Origin of the sequence: Streptomyces sp. Je 1-4 4N24 (genome assembly GCF_026239515.1) — a bacterium.
GTDB classification, from domain to species: domain Bacteria; phylum Actinomycetota; class Actinomycetes; order Streptomycetales; family Streptomycetaceae; genus Streptomyces; species Streptomyces nigrescens.
In genome coordinates, this window is sequence record NZ_CP110836.1 from 3,311,466 (window position 1) to 3,330,802 (window position 19,337).

At 70.5% G+C, this 19,337-nt stretch carries 18 protein-coding genes; 5 read left to right on the forward strand and 13 right to left on the reverse strand.

What is annotated here, in order from left to right:
- Positions 1–2: 2 nt before the first annotated feature.
- From SLV14N_RS14070 to SLV14N_RS14080, 3 genes are all read right to left on the reverse strand, one after another.
- Positions 3–1,454, reverse strand: a complete 1,452-nt coding sequence (locus SLV14N_RS14070; RefSeq protein WP_263269509.1) for an AAA family ATPase — start codon at positions 1,452–1,454, stop codon at positions 3–5.
- A 13-nt stretch (positions 1,455–1,467) separates the two neighbouring features.
- Entirely contained in the window at positions 1,468–2,187 is a 720-nt protein-coding gene (gene cpaB / locus SLV14N_RS14075; protein WP_263269511.1) for a Flp pilus assembly protein CpaB, read from the reverse strand.
- Between the two features lie 141 nt (positions 2,188–2,328).
- On the reverse strand, positions 2,329–3,819 hold the full coding sequence (locus SLV14N_RS14080; protein WP_263269512.1) for a hypothetical protein: 1,491 nt from the start codon (positions 3,817–3,819) through the stop codon (positions 2,329–2,331).
- A gap of 362 nt (positions 3,820–4,181) precedes the next feature.
- Here SLV14N_RS14080 and SLV14N_RS14085 point away from each other — a divergent pair, with 362 nt between their 5' ends.
- A complete protein-coding gene (locus SLV14N_RS14085; protein ID WP_263269514.1) occupies positions 4,182–5,213 on the forward strand; it encodes a chitinase in 1,032 nt (343 codons plus the stop codon).
- Positions 5,214–5,310: 97 nt separating this feature from the next.
- On the opposite strand, the gene SLV14N_RS14090 is transcribed toward SLV14N_RS14085, so the two are convergent.
- Positions 5,311–6,186, reverse strand: a complete 876-nt coding sequence (locus SLV14N_RS14090; protein ID WP_208681203.1) for a serine protease — start codon at positions 6,184–6,186, stop codon at positions 5,311–5,313.
- 248 nt (positions 6,187–6,434) lie between these two features.
- On the opposite strand from SLV14N_RS14090, the gene SLV14N_RS14095 reads away from it, so the two are divergent.
- Positions 6,435–7,787, forward strand: coding sequence for a M14 family metallopeptidase (locus SLV14N_RS14095; protein ID WP_208681204.1), 1,353 nt, complete (start codon positions 6,435–6,437; stop codon positions 7,785–7,787).
- Positions 7,788–7,853: 66 nt separating this feature from the next.
- Here the strand turns inward: SLV14N_RS14095 and SLV14N_RS14100 are convergent, their stop codons facing one another.
- The 5 genes from SLV14N_RS14100 to SLV14N_RS14120 all read right to left on the reverse strand — a co-directional run bounded on the left by SLV14N_RS14100 (position 7,854) and on the right by SLV14N_RS14120 (position 11,134).
- Positions 7,854–8,672, reverse strand: coding sequence for an ABC transporter permease (locus SLV14N_RS14100; RefSeq protein ID WP_208681205.1), 819 nt, complete (start codon positions 8,670–8,672; stop codon positions 7,854–7,856).
- Complete coding sequence (locus tag SLV14N_RS14105; protein ID WP_263269516.1) at positions 8,669–9,682, reverse strand: ATP-binding cassette domain-containing protein; 1,014 nt, start codon at positions 9,680–9,682, stop codon at positions 8,669–8,671. Before SLV14N_RS14105 ends, SLV14N_RS14100 begins: the two co-directional genes overlap by 4 nt.
- Positions 9,683–9,881: 199 nt before the next feature.
- Entirely contained in the window at positions 9,882–10,073 is a 192-nt protein-coding gene (locus SLV14N_RS14110; protein ID WP_263269517.1) for a hypothetical protein, read from the reverse strand.
- A 10-nt stretch (positions 10,074–10,083) separates the two neighbouring features.
- Positions 10,084–10,275, reverse strand: coding sequence for a hypothetical protein (locus tag SLV14N_RS14115; protein ID WP_263269518.1), 192 nt, complete (start codon positions 10,273–10,275; stop codon positions 10,084–10,086).
- 10 nt (positions 10,276–10,285) lie between these two features.
- Entirely contained in the window at positions 10,286–11,134 is an 849-nt protein-coding gene (locus SLV14N_RS14120) for a helix-turn-helix transcriptional regulator (RefSeq protein ID WP_263269519.1), read from the reverse strand.
- 267 nt (positions 11,135–11,401) lie between these two features.
- Here SLV14N_RS14120 and SLV14N_RS14125 point away from each other — a divergent pair, with 267 nt between their 5' ends.
- The gene (locus SLV14N_RS14125; protein WP_263269520.1) at positions 11,402–11,890 is read left to right on the forward strand and encodes an ATP-binding protein; all 489 of its coding nucleotides are present in this window, start codon (positions 11,402–11,404) and stop codon (positions 11,888–11,890) included.
- Positions 11,891–11,956: 66 nt separating this feature from the next.
- Here the strand turns inward: SLV14N_RS14125 and SLV14N_RS14130 are convergent, their stop codons facing one another.
- The 4 genes from SLV14N_RS14130 to SLV14N_RS14145 form a co-directional block, all read right to left on the reverse strand.
- Entirely contained in the window at positions 11,957–13,438 is a 1,482-nt protein-coding gene (locus tag SLV14N_RS14130) for a GntP family permease (protein ID WP_263269521.1), read from the reverse strand.
- Positions 13,439–13,586: 148 nt separating this feature from the next.
- On the reverse strand, positions 13,587–13,997 hold the full coding sequence (locus tag SLV14N_RS14135; RefSeq protein WP_127152792.1) for a RidA family protein: 411 nt from the start codon (positions 13,995–13,997) through the stop codon (positions 13,587–13,589).
- Positions 13,998–14,001: 4 nt separating this feature from the next.
- Positions 14,002–14,781 (reverse strand): IclR family transcriptional regulator, encoded by a 780-nt coding sequence (locus SLV14N_RS14140; RefSeq protein ID WP_208681212.1) that lies wholly within the window; start codon positions 14,779–14,781, stop codon positions 14,002–14,004.
- Between the two features lie 73 nt (positions 14,782–14,854).
- Complete coding sequence (locus SLV14N_RS14145; protein WP_263269523.1) at positions 14,855–16,009, reverse strand: sugar kinase; 1,155 nt, start codon at positions 16,007–16,009, stop codon at positions 14,855–14,857.
- Between the two features lie 175 nt (positions 16,010–16,184).
- Between SLV14N_RS14145 and SLV14N_RS14150 the strand changes: the two genes are divergently transcribed.
- Together SLV14N_RS14150 and SLV14N_RS14155 are read left to right on the forward strand one after the other, a co-directional pair.
- Positions 16,185–17,474, forward strand: coding sequence for an amino acid deaminase (locus SLV14N_RS14150; RefSeq protein WP_208681214.1), 1,290 nt, complete (start codon positions 16,185–16,187; stop codon positions 17,472–17,474).
- 194 nt (positions 17,475–17,668) lie between these two features.
- Complete coding sequence (locus SLV14N_RS14155; RefSeq protein ID WP_208681215.1) at positions 17,669–19,336, forward strand: amidohydrolase family protein; 1,668 nt, start codon at positions 17,669–17,671, stop codon at positions 19,334–19,336.
- The last annotated feature ends 1 nt before the right edge of the window (position 19,337 follow it).

Below are 19,337 nucleotides of genomic sequence, written 5' to 3' on the forward strand. Positions count from 1 at the left end.
GCTCAGCCCTCGCCGGACGGGTCGAACGGCCCCTGGCCGCCGGCCGCCGCCGCGGGACCCCGCCGCACACCGAACCGGGTACCGGAGCCCGGACCCGCCCCGGAGGCCGCCCCCGATGCCGGACCCGGAACTCCCCCGGAACCGGGAGCCGCCCCCGGCGTTATGGCCTTGCGCTTACGCCCCGTCAGCGTCGGGCGGGCCCGGTGGCTGCCGCGGCCCTGCCGCGCGGCCGGCGCGTCGACCAGGCCGAGTTCGCCCGCCAGCGCCCACAGCGCCTGCTTGACCGTGGACCGGCCGTCCAGATCCTGCATCCGGCCCGCGTCGACACAGGGCTGGAGTTCCTTGAAGGCGGCCGGTACATGGGTCCGGGCGACCTGGGTGCCGGTGGCCTTGGCGACCAGCGGCGGCTGGATCTCGGTGTTCCGGGTGAGGCGGTTGACCACCGTCGTGGTGTCCTCCGCCTTACGGATCTGCAGCCGGTCCCACAGCCGGACCTGCCGCTTGGCGGCCCGTACGGCCACCACGTCCGGAGTGGTCACCAGCAGGGCCAGATCGGCGAGTTCGACGGCCGCGGCATTGGCGGACTGCATCTGGGAGCCGCAGTCGACCAGCACCACTTCGTAGCGGGAGCGCAGCGCGCCGATGATCTGGCGGGCCGCCCGGTCGTCGACCTCCTCACCGCGTTCGCCCTCCTCGGGCGCCAGCAGCAGCCCGAGGCCGGTGTGGTGGTCGTGCACGGCGTCCTGGAGGACCCGTACGGAGATGTCCTGAATGCCCGCCAGATCGACCACCGAGCGGCGGAATTGAACATCCAGGTAGGAGGCCACGTCACCGGACTGCAGATCCAGGTCCACCAGCGCGACGCTGCGGCCCGCGGCCCGCGCCGCCAGTGCCAGTTGTACGGCGGTGACGGTGGTGCCGACCCCGCCCTTGGCGCCGGTCACCGTCACCAGCGTGCCGGCCGGCCCGGGGGCCGCCTCCGGGCTCCCCCCTAGGTGGACCCGTACACCCGCCGACCACTGGGCGGCGGCCTGCACCCGGGCGGCCAGCTCGTCGTAGCCGAGCGGCATCCCGACGATGCCGCGGGCGCCGGCGTCCATCGCCGCGGAGAACAGCGCGGGCCCGGCGTCCGTGGTGATCAGGACGACGCCGACGGCCGGGAAGCGCAGGGCCACCTCACGGATCAGCTCCAGCGCCGGCGTCGGACCGATCCGCTCATGGACGAGCACGACCTCGGGCAGCGCCTCCACGGCGGACGGCTGACCCGCGGCGGGCGGGGCACCCGCGGCCGGTGCGCCGGCCCCCTGGGCGGCGGCGCCTGCCAGCGCCTGGAGCAGCGCGGCGGAGTCGGCGACCGCGGGCGCGGGTTCGGCGTCCGGCAGCTGGTGGAGCAGCGAGGACACGGCGCGTGCGGCATCGGGGTCACCGATGGCCGGGAGGATGCGGATGGTCACCTGAGGCTCCGGGTCACTTGTCGCCGTCGAGGGTGTAGCTGCGCTGGCCGGGCGGGATGGCGGTCTCGTTGCCGGGGGCGAGCAGGGCGAGCCGTACGTGGGAGGCGAAGGACTCGGCGTACGCGACCCGTTGGGCGTCCTGGGTGTTCAGCGCGAAGGTGATCGGCACGGCCTCACCGGCCTGCCGCCTGTTGGCGGTGGTGTCGCCGGGGTCCTTGGCCTCCAGGGGCGTCAGCTTGCCGACGTCGATGACCTGGGCTCCCGCGACGATGACCTTGGAGACCGGCTTGTCCTCGGGGCGCTTGCCCTCGAAGGTGGCGAAGATGTTCACCCGGGCACCGGGGTTGATCTTGCCGGCCACCCCGGTGGCGGCGTCGATCATGATGGCGATCTCCTGCTGCCCGGCCTTCAGCGCGGGCCGCTCGACGATCATGTCGTCCTGCAGCAGCGACCCCTTCTTCAGCGGGGTCACCGCGATCTTGCCGCTGACCTGGTCCAGGTCGGTCACGGCGGTGGGCGGCAGCCACCGCTGCGGCATCGTCACCCTTTCGAACTGCCCAGGATCCAGCTCTTTATAGGCCGCGACATCCGTCTTCAGCCGGTACGCCGTCTTCTCGGGTCCGACCTTGGACTCGACGTTCTTGATCACCGACAGCACGCCGACGAACGCGCCGACCGCACAGAGAACCGACAGGAGCAGCAGGATCACTCCGCGGCGCTGGCGTGAGTTCATGGGGGAGGAACCTCGATCGGGACGGGGAGAAGGGACGGGCGGTCGGACAGGGGGCGGGCGGTCACCGGGCGGGACCACCCGGCGGGGACGGCTGCCTGCGGGGGCGGCCGGAGGGGCGGGGCCACGGCGGCCCGGTCGGACTCAGCGCACGCGGGCCACCGTCCGCGGGGTGCCGGGGGCATCCGGGTGACCGGGAAGATCCGGGTGACCGGTGACATCGGAGTGACCGGCGAAGTCGGGGTGGCCGGGCAGCTCCCACTGGCCGGAGGCGTGGGGCGCGTCGGTCGCGTAGGGGTTTCCCGGCACCGGGCGGCCGGACCCGTACGGGTTCCCCGGCACCGCAGGGCCGCCCGCCGCCAGATCCGGCCCGCGTACGTCGAGTTGCCCGGGTTCGCCACAGCCACCGGGGCGGCCACCCCATACGCCCACCACACCGGGCGCGTCCGGCACACCGGGCGCGTCCGGAAGAACACCGGGCACTCCCGACGGCGGCGTCACCGGCGACAGGTCGCGCTCGCCCCACGGCGAAGCAGGCTGACCGGCCGGCGGGGAGGAGGAAGCGGGCGCGCCGGAGGTGTCGGGGGGCGGGGGCGGAGTGGACGGGGCCGGAGTGGACGGGGGCGGAGTGGACGGGGGCGGAGTGGACACCGCGGCTGGAGCCGGAGGCACGACCGGAGCCGGGGCAGCAGCGGAAGCACGGGCCCCGGCCGCCCCCGGAGCGTGGGCGGCGGCCTGCACCGCTGGGGTTGCCGGGGCCCCTATGGCTGCCGGCCCCTGGCCCGAGCCGCCACCCCCCGCCGCCCGTTCCCTCGCCAGTGGGGCCGCGCAGAACGCACAGCGGTCGCCGAGGAGTTCCAGACCGCACCAGCCGCACTCCTCGCGGCGTACGGAGGCCACCAGCTGATAGAGGACCGACACATCCGGTATGGCCGCCGCGAATTCGATCAGCTTTTGTGTGCCCCACCACCGGGCGGACTCGGCGGGCAGCCGGGCCTCGTACACCCCCTGCACCTGCCAGGCCGGGGCGAGCGCACCGGTCACCCACTCCGAGGTGAGCTGCCCGCGGGCGACCGCGAGCTGGGTGGCGAACCCGGGCGCCGGCAGTCCGGCCTCGGTGCTGTGCCGGTCCAGATGCAGCAACTGCGGCTGGGGGTGGGCCAGCACCGCGAAGTGCGCGCCGGGCAGCCAGGACTTCATATGGGCCCGCAGATCGACCTCGACCCGGTCCAGGCCGCTGACGCTGCCCAGCAGGGCGCCGGCGTGAATGTAGTGGGTCAGCAGCCGGGCCGCGCTGGCCAGCACCCCGGGGCTGAAGTCGCACAGCGACAACTGCCGCAGCTGCTGGGCCAGTAAGGCCACTCCCAGCGGCGGCAGGGGCAGCGGCACGATGGCGATCCGGTCGCTCTCCAGGACGGCGCGCAGGGTGTGCAGCCGGCGGATGTGTTCCGGCGGGCAGACGGAGGAGTACAGCACGACGAGATGGCCGTGGTGTTCCAGTATCGCGCTGGTCTCCGTCAGGGCGTCGTCCAGTGGCTGGAGATGCGGGGCCTGGAGGACGACGGCGGCGGGAGTCTGCCGGTCGGTCGCAGGCAGCGCGAGGTCAGGGCTGGTGACTGCAATCGCGGTCGGCACGTCGCTCCCCCACTCCCTCCGGCCGCCGGGGGTCCCGGGACCGCGGATCGGCACAGCTCTGCGCCATCGGCGCCATTCGCTCAGCACTTTATCCACAGAGATACGTCCCAGAGAACACGTTCTGGGCTACTCGTCATGACCATCACCCCGCAGGGAAATGACGCATTCCGGCCAAGCGTCTCGCAGAGGAACATCCGCTTCCGACAGGACTCTTGACAGAGCGATTGGTCTGGACCACGTTGTACGGCACGCACAGGGGCCCCTGAACACGCGTCCGCACACCCCCAACTCCCCCACACCCGGAGGCAGTCGTGGTCCGCGCACGATCAGGAAGACCGAAGACCAGGCCGAAGACCAGTCCGATGACCGGACTCCCGGCGAGGCTGCTGGCCGGACTCACCGCCGCGGTGCTGACCTCGGCCGGCATCGTCGGGACCGGCACCGCCCAGGCGTCCGGAACTCACTCCGCGGCCCCGGCGGCCTCCGCGGCCCCCGCCGCCGCACCCACCGCCGCCGTCCCCCGGCACGCCGTCACCGGCTACTGGCAGAACTTCGACAACGGCGCCACGGTGCAGAAACTCAAGGACGTCGACGACGCCTACGACATCATCGCGGTCTCGTTCGCCGACGCGACCGGACAGCCCGGCGCCGTCACCTTCCGCCTCGACCCGGCCGTCGGCTACGGCTCCACCGACGAATTCAAGGCAGATATCAAGGCGAAGCAGGCGGCCGGGAAGTCGGTGATCCTCTCCGTCGGCGGCGAGAAGGGCGCGGTGTCGGTCAACGACGCCGCCTCCGCGCAGAACTTCGCCGACTCCGTCAGCGGCCTGATGGACGAATACGGCTTCAACGGCGTCGACATCGACCTGGAGAACGGTCTCAACTCGACCTATATGACGCAGGCGCTCAAGTCCGTGCACGACCGGCACGGCGATGTCGTGGTGACCATGGCCCCGCAGACCATCGACATGCAGTCACCGCAGAACGAATACTTCAAGACGGCGCTCGGCATCAAGGACTTCCTGACCGCCGTCAACATGCAGTACTACAACAGTGGTTCGATGAACGGCTGCGACGGCAAGGTCTACGCCCAGGGCACGGTCGACTTCCTGACCGCGCTCGCCTGCATCCAGCTGGAGGGCGGACTCGACCCGTCCCAGGTCGGCATCGGGGTACCGGCCTCGGCCCGCGCGGCCGGTGGCGGCCATGTCGCCCCGTCCGTCGTCAACGCCGCCCTGGACTGCCTCACCCGGGGCAGCAACTGCGGCTCCTTCAAACCGTCCCGGACCTATCCGGGGCTCCGCGGCGCGATGACCTGGTCCACCAACTGGGACGCGGCCAACGGCAATGCCTTCGCGAGCCAGGTGGGCGCGCACGTCCACGGCCTCCCGTAACACGCCCCGGCCATCCCCGTCAGGAGCCCGACGCCGGCCCCACCCCAGGTCCCGCGCACCTCGTGCACGGGACCTGGGGTGCGGCTTCCGCCTCAGCTCACCGGCGCGTGGCCTGCGGCTTCGGCAGCACACAGCCCTCGGCGTTCAGGTCCAGCTTGTTGCCGTCGCCGAAGCACTTCGGTATCTGGTACGTCTCCTGGGCGTAGCCGATGCCCTTGCGCACCGTGGTCTTGCCGTTCTCGTCCACCTCACAGGGGTTGTTGAGGGTGCACTCCTCGCCACTCTCGTTGGCGGTGTTGTTGACGGCCGTGACCTTGCCGGTCGCGGTGTCGACCACCGGAGATCCGGACGTGCCGCCGATGATCTGGCACTCCGGGGTGTAGCGGACCGAGTCCTTCCAGGTCCACTCGCCCTCCTTGAGGGTGGAGGCGAACCCGTCGATGCCGCAGGAGTAGATCTTCTTCCAGTAGCCGGAGACGATGCTGATCTTCGCGCCCTTGGCCGGGTGCTCGGTGGCCAGCTCCAACGGCTTGATCTTGTACTTCTTCTCGATCTCGGCGTAGGTCGACCCGGTCTCGTAGAACGAGACATCGGTGTCGGTCATCGTGGCGTAGGCGACCTTGGTGGCCTTGATGGTGCCCAGCTTGCCGGCCGACTTGTCCAGCAGGGTGAAGCTGCGGCTGGACGGCTTGTCGACGACGACCTCGCCGGCGCCGGGCATATCGCCTTCCAGGCAGTGGCCGTTGGACATCACCAGTGCCGGGTCCTCCGGCTTCGAGCCGGGCATCCGGACGACCGAGCCGGAGCAGTTGCTCAGCGCGACACTGCCGGCGAAGTCCACCGCCTTGGTCTTCTGCTGTGCGGGGCGCTGGACACCGTCCTGCGGCGCGGCGTGTGCCGTTCCGACGGTGCCCACCAGGGTTGCGGCGCCCAGTGCGGCCGTGGCCAGGGTGCCGACGAGAGGTCGATTCATGTGGGGGTCCTCTCAGCTTCTGTCACCGAAGTCCTTGCTGGGCCTTCGGTTTTGTCGTGCGCATTGTTGGCGACTCCGCAGCGCCTGGCAATCAATTTCCGCCCCTCAGGAGGAAGTTGAGGGATTCGCCACTTTCCGGTGGCCGATTCCCGCGCGCCCCACATATGGCCGTTCGACGTCTTGACCCGGCCATGCCAACGGCCGAACACTGACGCCGTCGCTTCGCCTCACACCCCACAGGAGACCGCATGCGACCACGTGTCCGCGGTGGACGCACCACTGTCCTCGCCGCACTCCTCTCCCTCGCGCTAGCCGCCCCGATCGCCGCCGCCCAGGCACAGGACGCCTCGTCCCCCGGGCCCACCGCCGGCGCCGCGCGGCATGCCGAACTCCCCCACCAGTACGAGGTGACCGGCCCCGCCACCCGCGCGGAGCGCACCGCCCTCCTCGCGACCGGCGTCAGCATCGACGAGGTCCACACCCGCGCGGTCGTCATCACCGCCACCCGCGCCCAGGCCACCGCGGTGCGCCAACTCGGCTACAAGCTCCGCACGTTGCCTGCCCCTCCCACCGCCACCACGCCCTCCCCCCACAAACCCCGCGTCAAGGACTTCCCGGCCGGCTACGCGAACTACCACACCTACGACGAGGCCACGAAGGAGATCGACGCCCTCGTCGCCAAGTACCCGGAGATCCTCAGCAAGCAGGTCATCGGCACCTCCCACGAGGGCCGCAACATCCTCGCCCTCAAACTCAGCAAGAACGTCACCAAGGACGAGCAGGAGCCCGAGGTCCTCTTCACCGCCCACCAGCACGCCCGGGAACACCTCACCGTCGAGATGGCCCTCTACCTCCTGGGCGAGTTCACCTCGAAATACGGCAGCGACTCCCGCGTCACCAAGATGCTCGACTCCCGCGAGATCTGGATCATCCCCGATCTGAACCCGGACGGCGGCGAGTACGACATCGCCTCCGGTGAATTCCGGAGCTGGCGCAAGAACCGCCAGCCCAACGCCGGGACCAGCGAGGTCGGCACCGACCTCAACCGCAACTGGGACTTCAAGTGGGGCTGCTGCGGCGGCTCCTCCTCCAGCCCCTCCTCCGAGACCTACCGCGGCAAGTCCCCCGCCTCCGCCCCCGAGGTCCAGGTCGTCTCGAAGTTCGTCCACGGCCGCAACGTGGGCGGAAAACAGCAGATCAAGGCCGCCATCGACTTCCACACCTACAGCGAACTGGTCCTCTGGCCCTTCGGCTTCACCAACGACGACACCGGCCCCGGTATGACCCAGGACGACCACGACGCCTTCGCCACCATCGGCAAGAACATGGCCGCCACCAACGGCTACACCCCCGAACAGTCCAGCGACCTGTACATCACCGACGGCTCGATCGACGACTGGCTGTGGGGGGACCAGAAGGTGTTCGCGTTTACGTTTGAGATGTACCCATCCTCATTCGGCTCCGGCGGCTTCTACCCGAAGGATTCGGTGATCCCGAAGGAGACCGCACGGAACCGCGAGGCGGTACTGCAACTCCTGGAAACCGCCGACTGCGTCTACCGCGCGATCGGCAAGGAAGAGCAGTACTGCAGCGGTAATTGACCCACCGCTTCCGCGACGAAAGGCGGGCCGCGCCGTCGCACCGGCGCGGCCCGCCCGTTCCAGGTCCTACGTCGACTTCCGATAGGCCCGGAAGGCCCGTGTGGCCAGGAGGCCCATCACGAGCACCGCCACCGCGAGCAGTCCCAGACAGGACAGGACCGTGCCCCAGTCACCGGGCGCGGACATCGCCTGCCGCGCCGCGACCACCGCCCATTCCACGGGGTTGTACCGGGCGATGTTCCCCACCCAGGCCGGAGCCAGGTGAAGGTCCATCACGGCAGAGCTCAGGAACATCAGCGGCAGCGTGGTGAACTGGGAAATCGCGATCAGCGTCGCCTGCTGACGGGTCAGCAGGGCAACGGCATTGGACAGTGCCGAAAAGATCAGCGTCAGCAGCACCGCGGCCAGGACGGTGACGCCGACGCCGGCGACGCCACCGGGGAACCGGGCGCCGGCGATCAGCGCGATGACCACGATGATCAGGCTCTGGATGACGGCCTGGATCGCCTGGTGGGCCATGGTCGCGCACATCATGGCGACCCGGCTGACAGGCGAGGTCAGCAGCCGGTCCATCACGCCGCGGTCGATGTCCTGCAGATAGGTCGTCCCTGCCCACGCGCTCGCGAACAGCGCGGTCATCATCACCACACCCGGTGTGAGGAACGTCAGGAACCCGCCGCTGCCATGCGCGAATCCGGGCAGATGCACGACCGACCGGAAAAGCTGCCCGAACAACAGCAGCCAGATCACCGGCTGCACGAGCCCGATGACGAGGAAGGTGGGCATCCGCCACAGCGCGCGCAGCAGGCGGCCGGTGAGGAACGCGGAGTGTGTGATCACGGTCAGCGGACGCGTGCCGACGGGCTCGATGGGTGCCGTGGTCACTTCGCCACCTCCAGGACCTTCACGTCTTCGTCGCCGGCGGCCGCAAGGCTGCGGCCGGTGTGCTGGAGGTAGACGTCATCGAGCGAAGGGCGGGCCAGCGTCGCGGAGATCACGACGATTCCCGCGTCGTCGAGTGCGGCCAGCACGGGAGGCAGCGCCCGCGCGCCGTTGTCGGTCCGGCCACGGACCGTGCACCCGTCCATGGTGATCTCGCGTAGTTCCGGCACCCGTTGCAACACCGCGCGGGCTCTGCCGTCGGCCTCGGCCAGCTCGACCTGCACCGCGTCGCCGCGCAGATCGCTCTTGAGTTCCTCCGGCGTGCCCGCGGCGACCACTGTGCCGTGGTCGACGATCGCCAGCCGGTCGGCGAGGTGGTCGGCCTCGTCGAGGTAGTGCGTGGTGAGCAGCACCGTCATCTGCTCGTCACCGGCCATCCTGGCGATCTCGTGCCACATCTCGCTCCGGGCCTGGGGGTCGAGACCCGTCGTCGGCTCGTCGAGGAAGAGCACCTGCGGGCGGTGCATCAGCCCCAGCGCGACGTCCAGCTTGCGCGCCATACCGCCGGAGTACGTGCTCACCAGCCGGTCCGCGGCGTCGGCCAGGCCGAACCTGCCGACGAGCTCACGGGCCCGCGCCTTGGCGTCAGGGCGGGACATCCCGTGGAGGCGGCCCGCGAGCAGCAGATTCTCGGTCGCGGTCCCCCTCGGGTCCGTACCGGGCTTCTGCGCCACGAACCCGATCGCCTGGCGCACCCGGTCCGGCTTCGCCGCAACGTCGAAGCCGGCGACGCATGCCGACCCCGAGTCGGCGACCGACAGCGTGGAGAGAATCTTCACCGTGGTGGACTTGCCTGCCCCGTTCGGGCCGAGCAGCCCGAAAACGGTCCCCTTAGCAGCGGAAAAGCTCAGCCCCCGCAACGCGGTGACCGGGGGTTTGTTCCTGCCTGCCGAGTAGGCCTTGACCAGATCAACGGCTTCCAAAGCCGTCTCTGCTCGCCGAACCGCAACCATCGCCGCACACCCTTGTCAGAACCTGGTGTGACTCCCACCTTCCTGGTGTCACCGGACACAAGGAGGCTGAATGGCGAGGGCGGAACCCTACGGTGAGATGTCGCAGCCGACGCTAGCAAGGGCGTGCGAACGGCTGCAACCAGAATCTCCGCCACCGGAGCGGGCCCGACGGCCACCGCGAACTCAGTGCCGCGGCGTCCTAGAGCAGGTGGTCGGCCTTGCCGGCCTTGATGTCACGGATGAGGGTGCGGAGGGCTTCGCCGGTATCGGTCACGTAGGTGTCCTCGGCACCGGCCACGGCGATGTAGGCGTTGCCCTGGTCATCGGTACCTATGCGGAAGCAGTTGTTGCCTTCGCCGCAGAAGGGTTCTTCCCAGTTGATGTCTCGCATGGTGGCCTCCCTAGAGCAAGTGGTCTGCCTTACCGGCCTTTATCTCGTGGATCAGAGCGCGGAGGGCTTCACGACTGTCGGTCACGTAAGCGTCCTCGGCGCCTCCTACCGCGATGTAGGCATTGCCGTCTTCGTCGGTACCTATGCGGAAGCAGGCCGAGCCCTCGGCGCAGAACGGCTCTTCCCAGCGAATGTCGGCCATGGAGTGCCCCTCACAGTTGACGCACGATGCTCTGGATGAAGTCGCGCGAACGGTCGGGAGAGAGGCTAACCCGTTCCATTCCGTCCAACTGGGACCGGTACCGGGTCAACTGCGCCTCCAGGTGGAGGAACTCAGGTCCATGCGTGCTGTCGACCTGCACGGCATCCAGTTGTGGCACCACGCCTTCCGCATAGATCACGGTCTGCCCGGCACCCGGGAACTCACCGGCTTCGAAGGGAATGACACGCAAGGTCACGTTGTCGCGCTCGGACATGGCGAGGAGGTGCTTCAACTGGGCGAGGGCGATCACCCGGCCCCCGAACTGCATCCGCAGGGCGGCCTCATGGACGATGCCGAGGTATTCGCACGGGTCATCGCCGTCCAGCACTTGCCTGCGTTCCATCCGGTGGGCAACCCGCAGCGCAATCTCGTGCTCCGGCATGGGAGGGACGCCCACGCGGAAGATCGTGGTGGCGTGGTCGCCGGTCTGTAGCAGGCCCGGGATGTGCACCGTGTGCGCGGTACGCATGTGTACGGCGTGCCACTCGAACTCGGCAATATCCAGCAGCCCGGCAGGGAGACTGCCGCGGTACTTCTCCCACCAGCCCCGGCTGGGCTGGGTCATGGCCGCAAGCGCGTCGACATACTTCTCGTCGCGGCAGTCACAGTTGCAGGCCAGAGTGCGTAGCCGCTCCGGGCTGATGGGGCGCAGACCCGCCTCCATATTGGAGAGCCTGCTCCGGTCGATGCCCAACAGCCCGGCGGCGTACTCGGCGGACATGCCTGCCGTCGTCCGCAGCTTCCGGAGTTCGGCGCCCAGCCGCTGCTGGCGTTCGGTCGGCGTTGTCCTCTGCGCCATGAAGTTCCCTCCGACTTCGTGATGTTGAGAAGTCTGCCGTCTTACTGGCTAGAGGAACTACCAAAGGTCAGAAAACTCCCGACGGAGTGGCAAATTTAACCCACCCTGCCCTACAGTCAGTAACGCAACGCTTACGCTCCATGCAGTCGGAAGCGCATCGCGCGAGCCTGCCCGCGACCTCCTCCCCTGGGAGAGGCGGGCCCGCGTCAGGGAGACAAGCCACTGGCTGCCGTGTCATCAATCACCCGTGTGGAACAGGGAGTTGTCATGCCCGAAGCCGTGTCCATCTGCCCGCACCCCGTCGACACCCGCACACCTCGCGTGCCGGAAAACCTTGCCTACAGCCTCACGCTTCCCGCCGCGCTCGCCAGTCCGGCCGTCGCACGCTCTGCCGCCCGTACGATCCTGGAGGCGCACGGCCTGGACGACGTGACCGCCGCCGCGATCCAGGTGATCGGCGAACTCGCGGCCTGCGCCTGCCTGTTCACGCCGTCCGACAGCGTCTACCTGTCGCTGCGCTATCGCGACGACGCGCTGCGCATCAGCCTCTACGACGGGCACCCGCGCCACACCCACCGCCGTCTCGCGGCGGCCTGCGACGGCAGGCGGCGGTCCCTGCTCCTGCTGCTGGCCTGTGTGATGCACGCCTGCGACGGTGAGTGGGGGTTCGGGGCGTCCCAGGAGCCCGGCGACGGGACCCGGTTGTGGGCCGTACTGCCGCGCGAAGGGGCACGGGAGTACGGGCACGCGGCGTGACGCCGAGGGGGCGCCCGATGCCGGGCGCCCCATGGGCGCGCAGGGACGGGATGTCCCCACCCGCGCCTACACCGCCAGGCTCACCAGCGCCGCCACCGCGAACCCCGCCACCGACAGCACCGATTCCAGCACCGTCCAGGACTTGAGGGTGTCGCGCTCCGAGATGCCGAAGTACTTGCTCACCATCCAGAAGCCCCCATCATTCACATGCGAGGCAAAGATCGACCCCGCCGAGATCGCCATGATGATCAGGGCCAGTTGGGCCGGGGACAGGCCCTGGCCCTCGACGAGGGGGACGACGATGCCGGCCGTGGTGACGATGGCGACCGTGGCGGAGCCCTGGGCGACGCGGAGGACGAGGGAGAGGAGGTAGGCGAGGACGATGACGGGGAGGCCGACGTGGTGGAAGGTGTCGGAGAGGGCGGTGGCGACGCCGCTGCCCTTGAGGACGGCGCCGAAGACACCGCCGGCGCCGACGACCAGGATGATGTTGCCCACCGGCTTCAACGACGCGGTGGAGACGGTCTCCAGGGACCTGCGGGACCAGCCGCGGCGGAGACCCAGCAGGCAGTACGACATCAGCAGGGCGATCGACAGCGCCACGAAGGGGTGGCCGAAGAACTCGATCACCGAGCGGCCGGCCGAGGGGGCCAGGGCGATGGAGGAGAAGGTCGCCAGGAGGATGAGGAGCAGCGGGGTGCCGATGATGGTGAGGACGGTGCCGAGGGAGACCGGCTCCTCGTGTGTCGTGAGGCCCGCTGCGGCCTTTTCCCGGGTGACCGCGGCCCTGGCCTCGTCGGCGGCCTCCACCATGTCCTGCGGTACGTCGACGAAGAGGCGCTTGCCGATCCAGGCGGCGTAGCCCCAGGCGGCGAGCACCGCCGGGATGCCGCAGATGACGCCCATGAGGATGATCCAGCCCAGGTCGACCTTGAAGAGGCCGGCGGCGGCGACCGGGCCGGGGTGCGGCGGCAGGAAGGCATGCGTCATGGACAGGCCGGCGAGGAGCGGCATGCAGTAGAGGAGGATGGACTTGCCACTCCGCTTCGCCGCCGCGTAGACGATCGGGGCGAGGACGAAGATGCCGACGTCGAAGAAGACCGGGATGCCGAAGATCAGGCCGGTCAGGCCCATGGCGAGGGGTTCGCGCTTCTCGCCGAAGAGGCGGAGCAGCCGGGTGCTCAACACCTCGGCGCCGCCGGAGACTTCGAGGATCGCGCCGAGCATGGTGCCCAGGCCGATGATGATGGCGACATGCCCGAGGATGCCGCCCATACCGGTCTCGATCAGCGAGACGGCGTCGGACTTCTGGACCGTGCCGAAGAGTTCGGTGACCGAGAGCCCGGCGGCCAGGCCCACCGCGATGGAGACGGTCAGCAGCGCGACGAACGGCTGCAGCCGAACCTTGATGATCAGGACGAGGAGCAGGGCGATGCCCAGGGCGGCGACCGTCAGAAGGCCCGCGGTGCCCGGTATCAGGGCGAGCAGGCCACCGGTGTGGGGTGGTGGCGGAGGGGCCGGGGCGGCGGTCGTGGCGGCGAGGTACATGGGGGCACTCCGTTGGCAGGCAGAGGTTTTCCAGGTAGGGCGGACCGCGGCAGGGCGCCCCGTCGGTACGGGGTGCCCTGCCGTGCGGCGGATGGTGCGGACGTACTAAAGGCACAGCGGGTGGCTCGCTAAGGGCGCAGCGGGTGGCTCAGCTCAGGACGGCGAGGGCGTCGATCTCGATGAGGAGCCCCTTGGGCAGACCGACGTAGACGGTGGTGCGGGCAGCGGGGGCCTCCTTGAGGCCCTGCTCCTCGAAGTAGGCGTTGTAGATCTCGTTCATCTCGGCGAAGTGCGCCACGTCGGTGAGGTAGACGCGGATCATCATCGCGTCGTCCCAACTGGCGCCGCCCTCTTCGAGGATGGCCTTGACGTTGGCGAGGGTCTGCAGGGTCTGCTCGCGCAGCGTGGGACCGGCCGGGGTGGGGGCCTGGCCCTCGACGGCCGGGAGGAAGCCGACCTGGCCCGCGACCTGGAGGATGTTGCCCTTCTTGACGCCGTGGGAGAACTTCGCGGGCGGGGTGGTGTGGGTGGCCGGGGTGAGCGCGGTCTTCTCGGTCATGGTGTCAGGCTTCCTGTACGGGACCAGTGGATGACGGGGGGATGGCGGTTCCGGAGTACTCCCGGCTGATGGCGTCGGCGGTGCGGCGGACCAGCGGGAGCAGGCTGAGGAGTTCCTCGGCGCTGACGACGACATTCGGTGCGGAGACCGACATGGCGGCGACCAGGCGCCCGTCCGCGCCGCGGACGGGCGCCGCGACGCAGTTGATGGACTCCTCGTGGCCACCGAGGTCGGTGGCCCATCCCTGTTCGCGGACCTTGGCCAGCTCGGCGAGGAACGCCGTGGCGTGAGGGGTCGAACGGGACGTGTAGTGGGGGTAGTCGAGCTTCTCGGCGAGGGCGCGGCGCTCGGGTTCGGGGAGGTCGGCGAGGAGCAGCTTGGCGACCGCGGCGACGGTGATCGCGACGGGTTTGCCGATCCGCGAGTACATCCGGACCGGGTAGCGGCTCTCCACCTTGTCGATGTAGAGGACCTCGTTCTCCTCGTGGACCGCGAGGTGGACGGTGTGTCCGCATTTCTCGTTGAGTTCGACGAGGTGGGGGTGGGCGATCTCGCGTACGTCGAGGCTTTCGACGGCCTGCTGGGCGAGGGCGAAGAGCCGGGCGCCGAGGCGGTAGCGCTGGTCGGACTGGCGGTAGACGAAGCCGTGTTCGTGGAGGGTGCGCAGCAGCCGGAGGGCGGTGGACTTGTGGACACCGAGCCGGTCGGCGACCTGGCCCAGGTCGGCGGGCCCCTCGGCGAGCAGCGGCAGAATGCTCAGCGCGCGGTCGACGGTCTGACTCATACCGGCACCTCGCTCCGCCCGGCGTCGCCCTCGCCCGGCGCGCGCCTCTCGGTGGTTGTCTCGCATCGCTCGTTCACTGGGTAGGTACCTCCTCGTCGGCCCTGCGGCCGGATACGTCGGCGTCGGTCCAGCCGGGACCGAGGTGCAGTCTCCCCCAGGCCGTGTCGTCGAGGGCGGCCAAGCGGTCGGCGTGCGGCCGGCTCGGCGGGGTGGCGAGATCGCCGGGGACGGTGAGGGCGGCGGCGGCCCACAGATGGCCGTGCCGGAGGCGGTCGCGGTCCGGGAGGCCGCGGAGGGTGGCGGAGAGGAAACCGGCGGCGAAGGCGTCGCCGGCGCCGGTGGCTGCCACCGGGTCGACGTTCAGGGCGGGGACGGAGGTGGCGGTGTCGTCGTCGTGGTGTCCGCCCGGCTCTCCCGTACACCGGAAGTCCGGCCCTCCCGTACGCCGGAAGTCCGGCCCTCCCGTACGCCGGAAGACGGTGGCTCCGGCCTTGCCCTGCTTGACGACCAGGAGCTGCGGTTCCGGCAGTGCGCGGCTGATGGCCCGGGGGCCGTGCAGGCCCCAGGCGTCCCGGGCCTCGTCGTCGCCCACGAACACGAGGTCCGCGCCGCGCGCGAGGTCGAGCAGTACCCGGGCCTGTGCGGGGTCGCGCCACAGCCCCGGCCGGTAGTTGACGTCGAAGGAGAGCAGCGGGCGGCCGGGGCGGCGGGCGGTCAGCTCCCGCAGCAGGCCGAGGCAGTCCGCGGACAGCGCCGCCGTGATGCCGGACAGATGCAGGATCCGGCCGGCGCGGAGGGCGGCCGGGTCCAGGCCGTCCGCCGTCATGGCGGAGGCGGCGGATCCGGCGCGGTAGTAGGCGACTTCGTGGGTGTCGGTGGCGCGGTCGCCGGCGGTGCGGAAGTAGACGCCGGTGGGGCGCAGCGGGTCGCGCCGGACATGGGCGACGTCGACGCCGCAGTCGGCGATGGCGGTCAGGAGGTGGTCGCCGAAGCCGTCGGTGCCGACCCGGGAGATCCAGCGGGTGGTGTGACCGGTGCGGGCGAGGGTGCAGGCGACGTTGGATTCGGCGCCGCCGATGTCGCGGTCGAAGGAGGGGACGTCGGCGAGCCGCCCGGGGAGACGGGGCAGGAAGGTGACCATGGACTCGCCGAGGCAGACGACATCGACGACCGGGACGGGCGCGCCGTCCGGGCCGGTGGAGCCGCTGACGTCCGGGGGCTGGATCACGATCGGTTGCGCTCCTTCGCTGCGGTGCGTGCCGGGCCGGGAGCCTCGGTGTTCCGGCCGTTTCCCGCCGCGTTTCCCACCATTGACCGGGCAATGCTGCGGATGTTAGACAGCGGTTAGCGATACGCGCAATGAGCGTTGCAGATGGTGCAACATGATCTTTTGAGGAGGCCCCATGGCCGGCGAACGGCTCGCGCAGGGACTCAAGGGACTCGCGGACGAACGGGTCGATCACCGCTTCAAGGCGCTCCCGCCGGACGCCGAAGGGCTGACCGTCCGGGAGCTGGCGGCCGAGCGCCGCAACCTCTTCGACGGCGGTTTCACCACCCCCGTCCTCGCCCTCTCCGCCGAGTCGGTCGAGCACAACCTCGCCCTGATGGAGACCTACGCCGACCGGCACGGTCTCGCCTTCGCCCCGCACGGCAAGACCTGCATGGCCCCGCAGCTCTTCGCCCGCCAACTGGAGCACGGCGCCTGGGGCATCACCGCCGCCGTCCCCCACCAGGTCCGCGTCTACCGCGCCTTCGGCATCCAGAAGATCTTCCTCGCCAACCAGGTCGTGGACCCGGCCGCGCTGCGCTGGCTCGCCGCCGAACTCACCGACGACCCCGGCTTCCACCTCATCTGTTACGTCGACTCGCTGCGCGGCATCGAGCTGATGGACCGCACACTGCGGGAGGCCGGAGCCACCCGCCCGGTGGATGTGGTCATCGAACTGTGCGCCGGGGAGGGCGCGCGGACCGGCGTCCGCACCGAGACCGAGTGCCTGGAACTCGCCGATGCCATCGCGGGCGTGGACACCCTGCGCCTGGTGGGCGTCGCCGGCTACGAGGGCGAGGTGCCCGAGGCCACCCCGGAGCGGGTGACCGCCTATCTGCGCCGACTGGTCGCGCTGGCCGTGGAGTTCGACAAGGCGGGCCGGTTCGCCGACCTCGACCAGATCGTGGTCAGCGCCGGCGGCAGTGCCTGGTTCGACGCGGTCGCCGAGGTCTTCGCGGACCTCCCTGCGCTGTCGGCCCCCGTCCTCAAGCTGCTGCGCTCGGGCGCATACGTCTCGCACGACGACGCCCACTACCGCCGCCTCACCCCCTTCAACCGCGTCCCGGACGAGGGCGCCCTGCACCCCGCCTTCCGACTCTGGGCACAGGTCGTCTCCCGTCCCACGCCCGAGCAGGCGTTCCTCAACGCGGGCAAGCGCGATGCGGCGCACGACCTGGATCTGCCGCAGGCCCAGGTCGTCCGGTCCGGCCGGGACGGCACCGAACGGCCGGCGGACGGCCTCACCGTCACCAAGCTGTCCGACCAGCACGCCTGGGTCGCCACCGAGCGCGCCGGCGATCTGGAGGTCGGCGACTGGGTCGGCCTCGGGCTGTCGCACCCCTGCACCATCTTCGACAAGTGGCAGCTGATCCCCCTCGTCGAGCAGGACGGCACGGTCACCGACTTCATCCGTACCTTCTTCTAGCCGGGCGGGGCCGCCCCTGGCCCCGCCCGGCCCCCCGGGCCGGAGCTCCGCGCCCGCCCCCGGACCGCCGGCGGTGCGCGCCGATCCCCCGCGGCGCGCGCCGCCGGCCCCACGCCCCTGCGACCGCACGTCCCCTGGGTACCGAGGCGCTGAGACAGCGAGCCGCCGAGGCACCGAGAGAGGCAGGCTTCACCATGGACACCGTGTTCCGCGACGTACGCGTCATCGACGGGTCCGGCGGTCCGTCCTACCGCGCCGATGTCGCCCTGTCCGGCGGCCGGATCGCCGAAATCCACCGCGAGTCGGACGGGGGCCCGCGTCCGGGCGCCGCCCGTGTGGTGGAGGGCCAGGGACTCGCCCTCTCCCCCGGCTTCATCGATATGCACGCGCACAGCGACCTCGCTTTGCTGCGGGACCCCGGGCACGAGGCGAAGGCCGCCCAGGGCGTCACCCTCGAAGTCCTCGGCCAGGACGGTCTGTCGTACGCGCCGGTCGACGACCGCACCCTCGCCGAGGTCCGCGCCCAGATCGCCGGCTGGAACGGTGGGGGTACCTCCCGCTCGAGCGAAGCCGAGAGTGGGGGAGCGCCCGGGGACACCTCCCTCGACTTCAGCTGGCGCACCGTCGGCGGCTACCTCGACCGCCTCGACCACGGCTTCGACGGCCAGGGCATCGCCGTCAACGCGGCCTATCTCGTCCCGCAGGGCACCGTACGGATGCTCGCCGTCGGCTGGGACGACCGCGCGGCCACCGCCGACGAGCTGGCGCGGATGCGGCAGCTCGTCGCCGAGGGCCTGGAACAGGGCGCGGTCGGGCTGTCCTCCGGTCTGACCTACACCCCCGGTATGTACGCCTCCGACGCCGAACTGACCGAACTGTGCCGGGTGGTGGCCCGCTACGACGGCTACTACTGCCCGCACCACCGCTCCTACGGCGCCGGAGCCCTCCAGGCCTACGAGGAGATGGTGGCCCTCACCCGGGAGGCCGGCTGTGCGCTGCATCTGGCGCACGCCACCATGAACTTCGGCGTCAACGAGGGCCGCGCGCCCGAGCTGCTCGCGCTCCTGGACCGCGCGCTGGACGCCGGCGCGGACCTCACCCTGGACACCTATCCGTACACCCCCGGCTGTACGACCCTGGTCGCCATGCTGCCGAGCTGGGCGAGCGAGGGCGGTCCCGGGGTGATCATGGCTCGCCTCCGGGACGAGGCGACGGCCGCCCGCATCCGGCACGTCATGGAGGTGGAGGGCGCCGACGGCTGTCACGGGGTGCCCATCGAGTGGGACACCATCGAGATCTCCGGTGTCTCGCACCCCGCACTGGCGGACCACGTCGGCAAGACCGTCGCCCGTAGTGCCGTGGAGCGCGGTGAGGAGCCGTGGCAGACCGCCCGCCGACTGCTGATCGAGGACCGCCTCGGCTCGACGATCCTGCAGCACGTCGGCCACGAGGACAACGTCCGCCGGATCATGCGCCACCGGGTCCACACCGGCGGCAGCGACGGCATCCTCCAGGGCGACAAGCCGCATCCGCGCGCGTACGGCACCTTCCCCCAGTACCTCGGCAGGTACGTCCGCGAGCTGGGGGTGCTGTCGCTGGAGGAGTGTGTCGCGCATCTGACGGCCCGTCCGGCCGCCCGGCTGCGGCTCCCCGACCGCGGCCTGGTACGCGAGGGCCACCGTGCCGACCTGGTCCTCTTCGACCCGGAAACGGTCGCCGCCGGCTCCACCTTCGACGCGCCGCGCACCCTGCCCACCGGCATCCCGCATGTACTGATCGACGGCCGGTTCGTGATGGAGGACGGGCGGCGGACGGATGTGCTGGCGGGGCGGGCGGTACGGCGGACACCTGGTCGGGGCTGAT